This window comes from Kordia sp. (assembly GCF_022447245.1).
Lineage (GTDB): Bacteria > Bacteroidota > Bacteroidia > Flavobacteriales > Flavobacteriaceae > Kordia.
Genome location: NZ_JAKVBC010000003.1, coordinates 95,969 through 111,718, shown reverse-complemented (window position 1 = coordinate 111,718; position 15,750 = coordinate 95,969). Strand labels below are relative to the sequence as shown.

General features: G+C 34.3%; 15 protein-coding genes. 6 read left to right on the top strand and 9 right to left on the bottom strand.

Annotated features, from left to right (window positions below; genetic code table 11):
* Positions 1–60: 60 nt before the first annotated feature.
* Entirely contained in the window at positions 61–288 is a 228-nt protein-coding gene (locus MK119_RS03200; RefSeq protein WP_290670831.1) for a hypothetical protein, read from the top strand.
* Positions 289–351: 63 nt separating this feature from the next.
* On the opposite strand, the gene MK119_RS03195 is transcribed toward MK119_RS03200, so the two are convergent.
* Positions 352–999 (bottom strand): hypothetical protein, encoded by a 648-nt coding sequence (locus tag MK119_RS03195; protein ID WP_290670829.1) that lies wholly within the window; start codon positions 997–999, stop codon positions 352–354.
* 81 nt (positions 1,000–1,080) lie between these two features.
* Positions 1,081–3,915: an excinuclease ABC subunit UvrA gene (uvrA, locus tag MK119_RS03190; RefSeq protein WP_290670827.1), complete on the bottom strand. Its 2,835-nt coding sequence runs from the start codon at positions 3,913–3,915 to the stop codon at positions 1,081–1,083.
* Positions 3,916–4,156: 241 nt separating this feature from the next.
* Between uvrA and MK119_RS03185 the strand changes: the two genes are divergently transcribed.
* Positions 4,157–4,411, top strand: coding sequence for a hypothetical protein (locus MK119_RS03185; protein WP_290670825.1), 255 nt, complete (start codon positions 4,157–4,159; stop codon positions 4,409–4,411).
* Positions 4,412–4,479: 68 nt separating this feature from the next.
* Here the strand turns inward: MK119_RS03185 and MK119_RS03180 are convergent, their stop codons facing one another.
* The 4 genes from MK119_RS03180 to MK119_RS03165 form a co-directional block, all read right to left on the bottom strand.
* Positions 4,480–4,854 (bottom strand): hypothetical protein, encoded by a 375-nt coding sequence (locus MK119_RS03180; RefSeq protein WP_290670823.1) that lies wholly within the window; start codon positions 4,852–4,854, stop codon positions 4,480–4,482.
* A gap of 67 nt (positions 4,855–4,921) precedes the next feature.
* Positions 4,922–7,651, bottom strand: a complete 2,730-nt coding sequence (locus MK119_RS03175) for a reprolysin-like metallopeptidase (RefSeq protein ID WP_290670821.1) — start codon at positions 7,649–7,651, stop codon at positions 4,922–4,924.
* A gap of 131 nt (positions 7,652–7,782) precedes the next feature.
* Positions 7,783–8,493: a hypothetical protein gene (locus MK119_RS03170; protein WP_290670820.1), complete on the bottom strand. Its 711-nt coding sequence runs from the start codon at positions 8,491–8,493 to the stop codon at positions 7,783–7,785.
* Positions 8,494–8,523: 30 nt separating this feature from the next.
* Positions 8,524–9,378: a DUF4846 domain-containing protein gene (locus MK119_RS03165; RefSeq protein WP_290670818.1), complete on the bottom strand. Its 855-nt coding sequence runs from the start codon at positions 9,376–9,378 to the stop codon at positions 8,524–8,526.
* 181 nt (positions 9,379–9,559) lie between these two features.
* On the opposite strand from MK119_RS03165, the gene MK119_RS03160 reads away from it, so the two are divergent.
* The gene (locus MK119_RS03160; RefSeq protein ID WP_290670816.1) at positions 9,560–10,084 is read left to right on the top strand and encodes a hypothetical protein; all 525 of its coding nucleotides are present in this window, start codon (positions 9,560–9,562) and stop codon (positions 10,082–10,084) included.
* Positions 10,085–10,175: 91 nt separating this feature from the next.
* Here MK119_RS03160 and MK119_RS03155 read toward each other — a convergent pair whose 3' ends face one another.
* Complete coding sequence (locus MK119_RS03155; protein WP_290670814.1) at positions 10,176–10,688, bottom strand: fasciclin domain-containing protein; 513 nt, start codon at positions 10,686–10,688, stop codon at positions 10,176–10,178.
* A 136-nt stretch (positions 10,689–10,824) separates the two neighbouring features.
* Between MK119_RS03155 and MK119_RS03150 the strand changes: the two genes are divergently transcribed.
* The 3 genes from MK119_RS03150 to MK119_RS24185 all read left to right on the top strand — a co-directional run bounded on the left by MK119_RS03150 (position 10,825) and on the right by MK119_RS24185 (position 12,626).
* Positions 10,825–11,379, top strand: coding sequence for a sigma-70 family RNA polymerase sigma factor (locus MK119_RS03150; RefSeq protein ID WP_290670812.1), 555 nt, complete (start codon positions 10,825–10,827; stop codon positions 11,377–11,379).
* Positions 11,376–12,176 carry an anti-sigma factor gene (locus tag MK119_RS03145; protein ID WP_290670810.1) on the top strand — a complete coding sequence of 267 codons (801 nt, stop codon included), beginning with the start codon at positions 11,376–11,378 and terminating at the stop codon, positions 12,174–12,176. Before MK119_RS03150 ends, MK119_RS03145 begins: the two co-directional genes overlap by 4 nt.
* A gap of 324 nt (positions 12,177–12,500) precedes the next feature.
* Positions 12,501–12,626: a recombinase family protein gene (locus tag MK119_RS24185; RefSeq protein WP_366512761.1), complete on the top strand. Its 126-nt coding sequence runs from the start codon at positions 12,501–12,503 to the stop codon at positions 12,624–12,626.
* Between the two features lie 768 nt (positions 12,627–13,394).
* On the opposite strand, the gene ggt is transcribed toward MK119_RS24185, so the two are convergent.
* Both ggt and MK119_RS03135 read right to left on the bottom strand, forming a co-directional pair.
* Positions 13,395–15,092 carry a gamma-glutamyltransferase gene (gene ggt / locus MK119_RS03140; protein ID WP_290670808.1) on the bottom strand — a complete coding sequence of 566 codons (1,698 nt, stop codon included), beginning with the start codon at positions 15,090–15,092 and terminating at the stop codon, positions 13,395–13,397.
* Positions 15,085–15,678: an acyl carrier protein phosphodiesterase gene (locus tag MK119_RS03135; RefSeq protein ID WP_290670806.1), complete on the bottom strand. Its 594-nt coding sequence runs from the start codon at positions 15,676–15,678 to the stop codon at positions 15,085–15,087. Before MK119_RS03135 ends, ggt begins: the two co-directional genes overlap by 8 nt.
* Positions 15,679–15,750: the final 72 nt, after the last annotated feature.

Sequence of the window (15,750 nt, the reverse complement as noted above, 5' to 3'; positions counted from 1 at the left end):
CCTTTAAAACTCAGATGGGAATCCATAAAGGGAGCGAAACTATTTGGGAAATATGTAGTAGTGCAACAACATTTACCTATTATAGATACTGATGAACTATTTGTAATAAATATAGAAACAGGCATTTGCGGGCGATTAAATTATGATTTACCAGATGCTAATATTACTGCTATAGAAAATCTTCTTGAAAAGGAAACGGGCAACTTAACAGCCGGTGAAAAACAAGTTATGGCACAATTAAAGGCTGTTTTTAAAGAGCTGGAAAACCATTATATCACTAAAAAATAGCGTTTAATACCTGTATTTAAAAGGATATAGAATAGTTTCTAAAGAAGTAGAGAGTGTAAAGTACTAAATACCTATCCAACTCTCAAGTTCTCTTTTAAGTTCATCTACAGAAAACCAAGTAGAGCTCTTATCTATATCTTCTGAGTTTTTGTCATAAGCACAAATGTATTGGATATGTAACTTTTCATTTAATCGTAAATCTGGAATATTAGTTGTAAAGCCGTTTCTTTCCATTTTTGTAATGGACTGATAAAAATCAACTTTATTTTGCAATCGTTCAGGAAACCAATCACTGTTTTTTGCTCTAAAATTCATGACTTCTCCGTCTTCCGTTCCTATATGTAAAACCCAATCAGCAGTACTAGCTTCAATGGCATCCAAAGATTCTCCTGTTGCAGTATCAAATTCAATCTCTGATTCGGTATTTTCAAGTTTACAATAAAGTTCAATAGTTTCCGAGTCTTCTTGAAGCTTTGTAATTCGCCAAATCCATCCTTGCGAATCCGTTACCGACTTTCCATCATATAAGGGAATTCGAATTTTAAACTCAATAAGTTCTATGAAGTGACTACTTGTCTTGTAAACAGTAGACTGCCCATTTTGATACGTTCTATTTTCAATAAAATCAATCGTAGTACTGTTGCTTATTAATCTGCAAGTAACAATTCCAAGAGGTGTTTTATATTTTCTATCAATTGATGTGTGCTTCATGTTTGTAGACTGTTTTTTATATAATAGTAACGTATGCTTAGAAAAAGCATTACTATTGGCAGAACAGTATGTAATTGATTATTATTCCAACTCCTTCTTCAAAAAACGTGCTGTATGACTCTTTTTATGTTTGGCAACTTCTTCAGGAGTTCCTGTAGTTACTACTTGTCCGCCGCCTTTTCCTCCTTCATATCCGATATCGATAATATGATCTGCCATTTTAATCACGTCCATATTGTGCTCAATTACGACAATGGTATTTCCTTTATCGACCAATTTATTTAAAACTTCCATTAAGACGCGAATGTCTTCAAAATGCAGTCCAGTTGTAGGTTCGTCTAAAATATAAAAAGTATTTCCTGTATCTCTTTTCGATAATTCTGTGGCTAGTTTGATACGTTGTGCTTCCCCACCAGAAAGTGTGGTACTTTGTTGTCCAAGTGTAATATAACCCAAACCAACATCTTTGATGGTTTTTAGCTTTCTATAAATTTTTGGAATGTGTTCAAAAAAATCAACCGCTTCATTGATGGTCATTTCTAACACATCAGCAATGGATTTTCCTTTGTAACGAATCTCTAAGGTTTCACGATTAAAGCGTTTTCCTTGACAAGTCTCGCATTCCACATATACGTCTGGCAAGAAATTCATCTCAATGACACGCAATCCGCCACCTTGACAAGTTTCACAACGACCTCCTTTTACATTAAAGCTAAATCTTCCCGGTTTGTACCCGCGAATCATAGCTTCTGGAGTTTTTGCGTACAGACTTCTAATTTCACTAAAAACACCAGTATACGTCGCAGGATTTGATCGTGGTGTACGACCAATTGGCGACTGATTGATATCAATTACTTTGTCTATATGTTCCAAACCTTTGATGCTCTTGTACGGCATTGGTTCTTTTACAGCATTGAAGAAATGTGCATTTAGAATAGGGTAGAGTGTCTCATTAATTAAGGTAGATTTTCCACTACCAGAAACTCCTGTAACACCAATCATTTTCCCTAAAGGAAATTCTACAGAAACATTTTTCAAGTTATTTCCTGTAGCGCCTTTTAAGACTAGCTTTTTTCCATTTCCTTTTCTGCGTTCTGCCGGAACTGCAATTTCTTTGTTTCCGTTTAAATACGCTGCAGTTAAGGTATTGTGATTCAACAATTCTGTTGGTGTTCCTTCCGAAATGATTTCTCCACCATGTCTTCCTGCATTTGGACCAATATCAATGACGTGATCGGCACGTTCAATCATATCTTTATCATGTTCTACCACAATGACAGAATTTCCAATATCACGTAAAGATTCAAGCGAATTAATCAGTTTTTCATTGTCTCTTTGGTGTAAACCGATACTTGGTTCATCCAAAATATATAAAACACCTACTAACTGTGAGCCTATTTGTGTTGCGAGTCGAATTCGTTGCGCTTCTCCACCGGAAAGCGATTTAGAACTTCTGTTTAAAGAAAGGTAATTTAATCCAACATCTAATAAAAATCGCAGCCGTGTCGATATTTCTTTAACAACTTCCGTAGCAATTTTTTGTTGCTTTTCAGTAAGATTGTTTTTTAAATCATCAAACCATTCAGACAATTCTACTACGTCCATATTCGCTAATTCCGCAATGTTTTTCTCATTGACTTTAAAGTAGAGTGACTCTTTGCGTAAGCGTGAACCGTTACATTCTGAACAATTTACTTTGTCCATATAATTTTTAGCCCAACGTTTGATGGATGATGAATCACTTTCTTCGTATTGGTTTTTGATAAAACTTACAATTCCTTCAAAATCAATCTTATAATCACGCGTAACACCAAGCGTTTTGCTAACTACTGAGAATTTCTCGTTTCCACCATTTAAAATGACATCCATGGCTTCTTCAGGAATATCTTTGATAGGATCACTGAGTTTAAATTCGTAACGTTCTGCTATGGTTTCCAATTGCTTGAAAATCCACGATTTTTTATATTCACCCAAAGGAGCAATTCCACCAGCTTTGATGCTCATTTTTGGATCAGGAATCACTTTGTTTTCGTTTACTTCATATAACGTTCCTAAACCATTACAGTTAGGACACATTCCTTTTGGAGAGTTGAAAGAAAACGTATTGGGTTCTGGATTTGGATAGGAAATCCCAGAAGATGGACACATTAAGTTACGACTGAAATAACGCGCTTCCGTAGGTGCATCTTGATCAATGACCATTAATACATCATCTGCGTGATACATGGCGGTTTTGATTGTCTCTGTTAAGCGTTTATCATTATCAATATTGTTATCTACCTTCAAGCGATCAATCACAATTTCTATATCGTGGGTTTTATAACGATCGACGCGCATTCCTTTTTCAATATCCAGAATTTCGCCATCGACACGTACTTTTACAAAACCTTGCTTGCCAATATTTTCAAATAATTCACGGTAATGTCCTTTTCGTGAACGTATGATAGGAGCAAGGATGTTGACACGTTTTCCTTTAAAATCGTTTAGAATTAAATTTTTGATTTGCTCATCACTATAACTCACCATTTTTTCACCAGAATTGTAACTATACGCATCCGAAGCTCTGGCAAATAATAGACGGAGAAAGTCATAAATTTCAGTAATAGTTCCAACGGTAGAACGCGGACTTTTACTCGTAGTTTTTTGCTCTATGGCAATTACGGGCGACAAACCATCAATTTTATCAACATCAGGACGTTCTAATCCACCGAGGAATTGTCGCGCATACGCAGAAAATGTTTCAATATAGCGGCGTTGTCCTTCGGCATAAATAGTATCAAAAGCTAGTGATGATTTTCCACTTCCTGAAAGTCCAGTAATTACTACCAATTTCTCCCTAGGAATGGTGACATCAATATTCTTTAAGTTATGAACTCTAGCGCCTTGTACTTCAATATTTTCTTCGTAATTCGTCATAGTTTTTCGCAAAAATGCAAAGGTACGAATTTTAGTAGCAGAAAATGACCTAGAATAATTTCAATTTTACACAATAATAGAATTTAAACGCTTTGTGATATTTTAATAGTACATTTCAAAAAAATAGTGGTATTTATAAATATAAATGAAATTGTTATTAGCTTGTTAAATAAGGTTTTACCGTAATTGATTTTTGGTGAATTCATTTAATTTAACGCCATAACTTTTAATTTATATAATCATGAAAAAAAAGAATCTTAATTCATTAAAGCTTAACAAGAAGTCTATCTCAAATTTTAACACACCTGCTATCAAAGGTGGAACATTTAATACAATATCGTGCCAGCCAATAGGTATTTGCGCAGAAACACAAGGATGTGCCACGGATAATAATTGCCCAACGGATAATTGTCCAACTAATAATTGTACTGTAGGTTGTAACCCAAGTAATGGTTGTCCTACGATATCTTGCGAACCTATTGGAATTTGCAGATAAGATTAACTGGAAATGAAATGTATCATTATGAAAACGAACTTCGGTTCGTTTTTTTAGTATATGATCCATTAGTTGGAATTTTTAAAAAATGCTTTTCTGATCAAAACCATATAGACCGTAAATGGGGTAAGCAGACAAATAATCACGGAAGAAGCCACATAATTACTTCCAACAGTATTAAAAAGATTTAAAAAATCAACTGATTTCTGAAAGAGCCAATCGCAAAATTCCGTAAAATTAGGAATGAAGACAAGTGTAAGCACCACAAGCAAACTAAAGGCAATTGTAAACAAACGTCTCTGATAAATTTTGTCGAGTAGTAGCATCCACGAAAGTGGAATAACAATAAACCACACTATGATGTTAATTTCCTTATACGTGAATCCTGTGCTTTCGGAAATTGCCATTAAAATTTTGTATGTATAGTCAAAAACGGTTTTCATAAAATGTAGATAAAAAAACTCCGAAATACAAACGTTTCGGAGTTTTAAATATATTATAAAAAGTTAATTACTCAACAATTAACTTTTTAGTAACAGTTCTTTCTTGATCAGTTACGGTGATTAGGTACATACCAGTACTTACATTCTTTAATGAAATGTTTTCATCAAAGTTAGAAGTAGCATTGTAACCTTTCGTATAGATTAATCTTCCAGAAATATCATGAACATCGATATTGATATCTTCTCCTGAAGTTGAGTTAAACGATAAAGAGAATTCCCCTTTGTTTGGATTAGGATATAGAGTAAAGTTTTCTAATTCGAACTCTTCATTACTTAAAGTAACTGTTGTCGTCGTTGTACAAAGTTCAATAGAAACTTCATTAATCACACCTGTATCTCCGTTATAGAAATCAGCAGCAACTAAAATCCAGTCACCAGAAGGGTTAATTCCTCCAAGTGTTGCTAAAAGTGAGTTTGCTGGTGGAGCAAAAGTACCAACGGTAGGTGAGGCACAAGTTATACTTGCTTCTCCATCTCTAAATGTAGCATTTATATTTCCGAATTGTGCAGTATTACAGCTTCGTATCCAAAAATCTGCAAAAGGTCCACTATTTGGAGACTGTAAGCGTAAGTATAGGTCGCCAATATAAGAATGAGTGATATCTGTAGTTACTCTAATATCTGTAATAGCAGTAGTTTCAGTTACTGTAATGGCAGGTGTAGCTACAGCATTTCCTTGTTGATTGGCACCCGAACCATCAGGAATTGCTGTTGCAATAGATCCTGTAGTATATGTGTTACAGTCAGTAGATGTAGATACAGTTGCTCCTACAGAGAATGATTTTGAAATTGCAAAGAAAATGTTTCCAACAGCTTCAATTTTAATTCTACAGTAAGGTTCAAAAATTACAGGGAATGTAATTGATTCAGAACCATCATTGGCAGTATTTGCAGCTAAAACAGTTGGAAAGGTTTGCCCTCCATCTGTTGATAATAAGATATTTACATTTGAAGTATTGATTCCGTTAGCAGTAGTTCCTGCAACATCCCAAGTAATAGTTGTTGTTGAGTTTGTGTCAAAACTTTCGTTGGTTGTATCTGGAGCAGTTACTCTAAAAGGACCTGTATTTGCCAGGGTAACTCTCATGTCATCTCTATTAGTTTGACCTCCATTTGGAGTTCCATTATCTCTTACTGTTAATGCGAAATCCATTACTCTGGCAACATTAGGGATAACTTCCCAAGCTGGAGTTAAGTTGTCATTTAAAATATCTTCCAAACGTGGGAATGTACGATCTCCTGTTGCTACTGGAGAGTACGATCTAAATTGTGGATCAGTAGTACTCGTTGTATTAGGAACACCTGCAATAACTCCAGCATCTACTTGTTCCCAACAGTATGATAATGTAGTTCCATCAGGGTCAGTAGCAGAACCTGTTAATGTAAATGCAGTACCATAGGGAATTGTATAGTCAGGTCCAGCATCTACTGTTGGAGCTGTATTCCCATTTGCGGTATTATTTGAACATGTTGGGTTTTGGTTCAATCTATTCCACATGTTGTCAATACTAATGGCATGGAAGTGATCGTCACTATTGTTTTGTACATTATCTGATCCGCAAATTCCAGCATATGCCATTATTGTAGTTCCACTTCCTGGCTCAACTGCCGTTGCAGCATTTCTATTTCCACCAGAGCAATTTCCTTGACTACCATTAAAAGTATGTGGAGCTCCAAATTGGTGTCCCATTTCGTGTGCTACGAAATCAATATCAAAAGGATCTCCTACAGGGTTTCCAGAACCAGTAACTCCTGCAGCTTTGTTATTACTAAAGCAAATACCACCTAAGGCAGCTAATCCACCACCACCTGTTGTGAATACGTGACCAATGTCATAGTTGGCAACACCAATATTTGCGTTTACGATGGCAACATTTTGGTTGATTAATTGTCCTGCATTACTATCGGTATATCCATCATTTTCAGCTAAGAAAATAATACTTGTGTTATCTACTAAAGTCATGGTTAAAGACATATCTCTTTCGAAAACAGCATTTACTCTAGTCATTGATACGTTCATAGCAGCTAAAACCGTAGCTCTTTTTACAGCATCAGTAGCACCAGATTGTCCAGCAGCATCGATATGATAATTAGCATATTCTTGCGTACAAGCTAAGGCCAAACGGAAAGTTCTTAATTGACCATCATTTGCATTTTTAGCTGGTGTTTCACTTGCATTTGAGCCAGTTCTGTTTGCATTACCACTGTCCTCAACTAGACATCCAAGTCTTTCTTGTACATCACTGTAAAGATCTGCTTTTGCATACATTACGTATGTTCCTAAATCAGTAGTGAATGGGTCAATGTACATAGTTTTACCAATGGCATGTACTGTAGCATGAAATCCAAAAATTGTCGTTGAGAAGCGGATTACAGTTCCTGTGTTTTCTCTACTTATAGCTACATACGACTGAATGTCTGGGTAATTTGCCGCAAATGTAGGTTCCATAATAGAAGCATTATATACTTCAAAGTTTTCCATTTTTCCTTCTGCACCTGGGAATTGTACGACAATTTCTGACTTAATGTTTAAGTCTCTGTCGGGAGCAGCAGCTAGTAACTGTTTAAGGGAATTTAGGTCTAATGTGTATAATTCATATACAACTGGGGTAGAGGATCTTTCAAGCAATTCTTCTGGCTGAAAGTCTGTTTTGTTAGATTGTTTCCAAAATAATTTTCCTTGCGAAAAACCAAGCATAGGCAACAACATCAATATTAAAAAGTAATTCTTTTTCATAATGATTAGATTATAGAAGTTTTTTGTATAATAAAAGTGGGCTAAAGTTAAGTCTTTTTTTTAATATGTTAAGAAACATTTAACAATACAAGAAGATACCATAAAGAAATTTGATAAGCTGTTTATTTACTTTAATTCCAAGCTTTTATACTATCAACATGTATGTCTAAAAATAAAAGAGTATGTAAGCTAGCTAGCGGAATACCGTTTTTCATTGTTTGCCAATGATCCCAAGAAGCATATAAACCGCCAATAGGAAGAATATCTACCCACATTTGATAGCCTTTAGGACGACCATTTTCGTCTAGAAACCATAAATACGAGTCGCCAGGAGTAGTTCCGCCAGAAGAATAGGTAACTAATAGTCCTTTTTCCCCTGCTTTGTTACTAACAATACTACGTGTTGCTCCTTCGTCAAAAACTTTGTAGGGAGCTACCAGCCAGAAAGAATCGTTGTTGAAATAAGAAAGTGCTTTTTCAAAATAATGTGATTGATAATGGTTGGTAATTTTATTCCCATTAACAGTAACTGTACTTGTGTTTGGAGTTTTTAAATTCAAATCCACTTTTATATCATCCCAAGATACTAGTACTTGATATTGATCTTTATCCCAAACATAATGATGAGCTCCGCGAAAGGTCCAACTTAAATATCTGGTGTTTTTATACGCTTCGTGATTTAATGCAGTCAACATTTTAGTAGCCATTGCATCTGCTTCGGAGCCTTCTGTTCCTTTTGGTAAAGGTTCATTGTACATAAAATATAAAACGGCGAATAGGAGTACGATTGTTAAAGCAATTCCTAAGATAAATTTGCCTAGGATTTTTAGTATTTTCTTCATGAATAGTTTTTAGGTTGGGTTTTGAAAGAATTAGTCTTTAAATCTTCTGAGATCACTACTCTCAAAAGTCCATTCAGGAGTTCGCAATGTACCTTCTTTTGCTTTATACCAGGGACTTATCGTTTCATTTTGATTATTGACTAAGATTTGAGTTTCTTGTGCTGGCATGTAACTTTGTGCTATCATGAATATGTTTTCACCTTGTGCATTTTTGGCAACATCGACAACAATGACTGCATGTCCGTACGGATTTCCTTGTTGAATAAATACATCACCAACTTGAATATCTTGGATGTGTTTGACCTTTGCAAGTTCTTTGCGCAAAGATGCTGTGTTTGCATACGCGAAAATGTAGTTCATATAGCGTCTAAACTTTTTATACGAATGATCACCTTTGGCGTACTTTTTGAAATATCTTGGTTTTCCATCTGATAAAAAGGTAAAGTGTATGTCGTTTAAGCGTTTTTGCTTAAACAAAAATTCACCTCGTAAACGCATTACAGCATCAGCACATTGTTGCAAGTCACGCGTACCAATTTCCATATCGATCACAGAAATGTAAACGTTATTATTGTATTTATCGCTGCCATCAAAATATTTGACTTTACTATTAAATGCTTTCAAAGGTAGTTTTCGCAAATACGAACCAAAATGCTTTTTATCTAAAGGAACTCTTGTATATGCTTTTGGTGTATTAAAGCGTTCTTGAATTGTTTTTCCTTCAGGATTGATTAAACTTTCTCCCGTATTTGTTTCCTGTTGCAGAGCAATCTCTTTGGTATACTTTGTCGTTTGTTTTTGTTCATTCGTACAAGCAAAATAGATCAAACTTATACAAATAAAAAATACAATATTTTTTAATGGATGTATTGCTAGATTTCTCATAGGATAGTATTTTTACTTAATAATCGAGACTTAAATATTCTGATGCTTCTGTCAAAATATTTTAATTATTTTTTCTAAAGGTCTCATGGCCTTGCCTTGTGGCAAAGCAACATTCAATTATTAAATTTACAAATTATTGAAATAGAATTTATACAAAACAATAATAATACCACAAAAATATATGAACATTTTAGGAATAAGTTCCCGAATCAAACATCCTGAGTATGGATTGGGCGTTGTAACCAATGTAACTTCTAAACATTATTGGGTTACTTTTATTGAAAACGGATTGGAAACCATTGATATTGATAGCGATTTTGAAATTATAGAAGCTGTTGAAGATGAAGTTGATAGCGTAAGTTTTTACGAAGTAGAAACTATTTTACGTAACATGCTTAAAAAATGGTCTGATGTTTCTGAGATTGTTCCAATTGGCGATAAGTGGAAAGGAGGAAAGCTGATTTTAGAACCAGGTGATACCAATTTGAAGAGTAAAGAACTTCCGATTGATAGTTTCTTTCATAAAATTGTCATGGTACGCGATCGCATCCGTGTGATGGAACAAAAAATCAATTCAAGTAATTTGGATGAACAAGAAAAAATTGATTTGCAACAATATATTACGCGTATGTATGGAAGTTTAACAACCTTTAATGTGTTGTTTAAAAACAAATCGCAGCAATTTGTAGGTTCTAGATCAAAATAGACAACTAGCTTAGATTTTTAGCATTTTAGATATAAAAAAGGGAACGATTTAAAACCGTTCCCTTTTCTTGTAAAACTAACTAGCACCAAAATTATGGCATTACTACGCTATCAATTACGTGAATTACGCCATTTGTTCCCATAACATCAGTTTTTGAGATTTGACTATAATTTCCGTTAGCGTCTTTCAGCCAAATACCTTTATCGTTTTGGATAACGGTTATCTTGCTTCCGCCAAGTGTTGTTAATGTTACTTTTCCTTTTCCTTTTTTCAAAGCAGCAACTACGTCTTTTGCAGTTAATTTTCCCTTGATCACGTGGTATGTTAAAATACTTGTCAATTTTGATTTGTTTTCTGGCTTCAATAATTCGCCTAACGTATTTGCATCAATTTTAGCAAATGCGTCGTTTGTTGGCGCAAATACAGTATATGGTCCATCAGCTTTTAGTGCATCCACTAAACCTGCTGCCTTTACAGCAGTGACTAATGTTGAAAAACTTTCACTAGAAGCTGCAATATCTACAACATCTTTTTTTTGTGCATGTGAGTTAGCTGTGAATAAAAATAAAGCTACGGTTGTGATTGTTAGGATTAATTTTTTCATAATAATTTTTTTAGTTTTTTAATTTTTAATTCTTTTTTGATTTTTTAAGCGCTTTTGATTTTATATACACAAGTTTTTCCCTTTTGGATGAGCTAGGTGAATTTTTTTTTTAAATTTGATAAGATTTATCTCAAAAGTGAGCAACGATACCATATATATAGAACGATTTCAAAATCGTGACGAAACCGCACTCTCCAAGCTATACGACATGTATTCTGGAGCTATTTATGGTGTTATAATTCGCATGTGTAGAAATGAAGAAGCTGCACAAGAAATTTTGCAAGAAACGTTTATGAAAGCTTGGGATAAGTCACATTTGTATGATGCATCTAAAGGTAAATTTTATACTTGGTTGTATAGAATAGCTAGAAACACTACCTTAAATTTTCTTCGAAAAGACGAAAAACTCATCCAAACAGAAGATTTAAGTGTATATAAAGATGAAGGAGTTGAAGAAAATGAAAACTTACATGTAGAATTGAAAGGTGCACTATCAAAATTAGACGAACATCATCAGACAGCTCTAAAGCTAGTTTACTTTAACGGACTCACACACAAGGAAGCTCACGAAGAAATGGGTGTTCCTTTAGGCACATTTAAATCGTATGTTCGACAAGCTGTTGGGAAATTACGTGATATATATGCAAAAGAACTATTGGTTTTAATCTGTATTTTAGAATTGTTGACATGAAAGATAGAAATGCTATCATAGAAAGTGGAATGTTAGAGATGTACTTATTAGGTTTAATACCTGATAAAGAATTGGTAACGCTTGAAAAAATGTTAGCAGAAGACGAAATTCTGGCTCAAAAGTATGCCGAAATAGAGCAAGATTTTGAAAATGTATCGCTCGAAAATGCTATTCAGCCACCAGATTTTATCAAGGAAGATTTATTTGCAGCAATTAGAGAAGATTATGTAAATGTAAGAACACTTCCAGAAGAAAATGTTTCTATAGAAAAACCTGTAAAAAAATCACAAACATTCATGTGGATTGCAGCAAGTTTGGCCGCAATATTCATGGTAAGTTCGCTTTGGATGTTTACGCAATGGGATAGTACTAAAACAGATTTGAAAACAACGCAACAAGAATTAGATAATATTAAATCACAGATTGAAAATTTACAAGGTGAATTGAAAAATTCTCAATTGTTAGCTGATGTTATAAAAGATCCAAATACACTTCAATATGCACTAAAAGGGAATGATAAAATTCCCGGAGGATTCGCTACCGCATATATCAACCATGAAGAAAAATCAGCGATCGTAAATGTTCAAAAACTCCCTGGATTATCTGCAGATAAAACTTATCAGATGTGGGGAGATGTGAATGGAGAAATGATCAGTATGGGTGTTATTGATAAAAGTAAAGATGTTGTTGTATTAGAATATATAAACAAAGCTACGTCACTTAATATAACGATTGAACCTAAAGGAGGAAGTGCGCATGCGACTGTAGAACAGTTGGTTTCCAATGTATATCTTTAATTAAAAACTTTTCAGAATCTAGACATAGTATACAAAATCTCTTTTAACTTTATCACATACCAATACGGCAACAGATTAAAGCCATGTAAGTAAAATTAATCTTATTTTCTGTACTATTAGCTGCATCTATGTGTATAGCGAGCAAAAAGATCATTTAAAAAGTAAAATTAAAATTTGAACAAAAACGACCCAAAAAAATAGGGTTTTTTACAACTCCTAATAACTTTTTCGTAGAAGAAAGAAAAAGGGATGTATTTCTGTACAATTAAATGTTGAGATCATAAAGCGCTTATAGAAATAGGGTTAATCACTCAAAAGCAAAATATGAGGCGCATATTCAGAAATCCTATCTATTGCGGATTACTTGCAAATCGTTTACTTAATGGAAAGGTTGTGATAGGAAATCAAAAGCCTATCGTATCAAAAGATTTGTTCAAAAAAAGTAAATAATATCAATACCCAGAAAAACGGTATAGGAAGCAAACAACATAAGAATAACCCAAACTTACCAATGAGAGGATTTTTAAAACGTCATGCGTTTGGAAAAATAAACACCTGACATACAGAAAGATAAATAATATTACTTATTGTAGAGGACACGTAAAAGGTTGTTTTGGTTGTAATCGTGTAGACAAACTCAATGAAAAGTTTAAATCTTTTTAACTACGTTTCATATAGATGAAAAATTTATAGTATGGCCAAAGCTACACATGAAATATACATTTGATTACTTCAGTGAGTCAAATAAGGAAGTTATATAGCATTAAAAATACAATATAAAGGCTACTAAATAAAAGATTGAAAAAATAAAGGAGCATTTTGTATTTGCCGAAATTAATATGGAAGTTTACAATAAATTTATCAACAAATTAAAATTATAAGAAGCTGAAATATTGAAAGAAATTGAAAATAACAGTATTGAAAAGTGTGAGTTTAATTTACACGTTGAAAATTCATTAAAATTATTGCCTTACTTGCCTAAAACATGAGAGTTGTCAAGTTTTTCAGTTAAGAAGAAACTACAAAGCCTATTGTTCCTTTGTGGTATTCGCCATAAACGTGAAAATGATAGTTATCTAAGTTTTGACATAAGCCCGACATTAATAATAACCAATACATTAAAAGTAAATCATAATCAAATTAATATGAGCTCAAACACAAACAAAATGAAAAAGTCTCAAGAGGTAAAAGCGAAGCGCATCTAAAAATCTAACAAATCTAAAACCCAACCGCTTTATCATCACCACGTGGATCTGCGCCACCTTCCAGTTTTCCATCAGGTAATACCAAGATTCCTTCTACTTTTCCAATTACTGGACTATTGGTTGCATCAATGGTATAACCTAGTTTTGTCAATTCTGCTTTCAATTCGTCACCAAATCCATTCGGCTCCATTTTTACGGTATCTGGCAACCATTGATGATGAAAACGAGGCTGATTAATGGCTTCTTGCATGCCCATATCGTATTCATACACGTTTAAAATGGTTTGTAAAACACTGGTAATAATTGTTGATCCGCCAGGTGTTCCTACAACCATATATAATGTGCCATCTTTCTCAACAATCGTAGGAGTCATAGAGCTCAACATACGCTTTTCAGGAGCAATACTGTTGGCTTCTGCACCAACGAGTCCAAACATATTAGGAACACCAGGTTTCGCGCTAAAATCGTCCATTTCGTTGTTTAAAAAGAAACCTAATTCCTCACAATATAACTTAGAACCATACGCACCATTAATCGTCGTAGTGACAGAAACAGCATTTCCAAACTGATCTACAATAGAGTAGTGGGTAGTTTCATCACTTTCTACAATCTCAATATTTCCATGAGCAACTTCCGATGACGGTGTTGCTTTTTCAAAAGAAAATGTAGACATCCGTTCTTTAATATAATCGTCACTCAATAAAATTTCTGTTGGAATTTTTACAAAGTCAGGATCGCCTAAAAAATAATTGCGATCTGCATACGCTCTACGTTCAGCTTCAGTAATTAATTGAACGGCTTTAGTAGTATTATGTCCAAGTTCAGCTAAATCATACGGTTCTATGGCTTTCATAATTTCTGCTAAGCATATTCCTCCACTTGATGGTGGCGACATGGAAATAACACGCAAATCATCATAGGTAAACGTAATTGGTGTACGCCATTTTGCTTGGTACTTTGCCAAATCTTCCATCGTCATAATTCCACCAGATTTTTGCATAAAATCTACCAGAATTTGTGCTGTTTCTCCTTTGTAGAATTCATCGCGACCATTGTCTCTAATACGTTCCAGTGTTTTTGCCAATTGTAAACGTTTGATTGTATCTTTTGCTTTCCAATCCTTTCCAAATAAGAAGTCAGCATCATTGACTTTAAAAAAGTAGTCTCTATATTTTTCTAGACGCTCCTGTTGCTTTTTGGTAACAACAACACCTTTTTTGGCAAGCTCAATCACTGGCGTAATGATTTCATCCATTGATAATTTTCCATACTTTTCATGTGAAGCATACACGCCCGCGACATTTCCAGGAATTCCTACCGCCATGGCACCAAGCGTACTTTTATTAGGAATCACTTTATCGGTGATAGAATCAATATACATGTTTTTAGTTGCTGCCAACGGTGCTTTTTCTCTAAAATCTAACGAACCAATACTACCATCTCTTAAGCGATACACCATAAATCCGCCACCGCCTAAACTTCCTGCATACGGATAGGCAACTGCAAGCGCCAATTCCATAGCAGCCATCGCATCAAAAGCATTTCCAGCTTTTTTCAGAATCAGATTTCCAATTTTAGAAGCTTCTACACGTGCAGAAACTACCATGGCGTTTTCCGCAATGACACCTTTTACGGGTTCTTTTTCTTTTTTAGCTTCTTTACAGGAAAAGAAAAATAAGCAACAAAGGCAAAAAAGCAATAGTTTATTCATGTTGTAATTCGTTTAGTTTTTGTTTAGAAAATTCGATTAATTCATCAAAAAAAGAAGTGAATTCGGCTTCAAATTCATCATAAAACTCCTGAAGCTCTATGACAGCCAAATTCATTTTGGAACGGTTTTGAGTTCTACGATTCATTCCTTCCAACACTTTGGTTATGCCTTCAATAGAAGCATAGCTAAGCAACCAATTGTCATGAATCATGTGTGGAACTAACCGCTGTACATGCAGCGGAAGCATTTCAAAATGATCTTCTAGCAAGTGATAAAAATCATTCACATACCTTTCTAGTGGAATATCTGAGTAATTTTTCCAGTTTTTAGCCAAAAAATGATCGTATAATATGTCAACAATTACACCACTGTAATGACTGTAATTCTTGTGCAGACGTTTGGTGCTCATTCTTACTGTAGCATGTGTATCGGTATACGTATCAATATGTCGATGCAGTAAAATACCTTGTTGGACTCTTTCTGGATAGTCTTTATATTTTTTTCCACGAACACTATCGGCAATAAAGTTTCCGATTTTTATTTCGTCGTCGTTATGTGAAAGGTAAATATGTGCTAAGAAATTCATTTGTTAACCCAGATTATGTATTAGAACTTCGTAATGAAGGTTCGAAATACCATGATATACGAGTATTTTTCT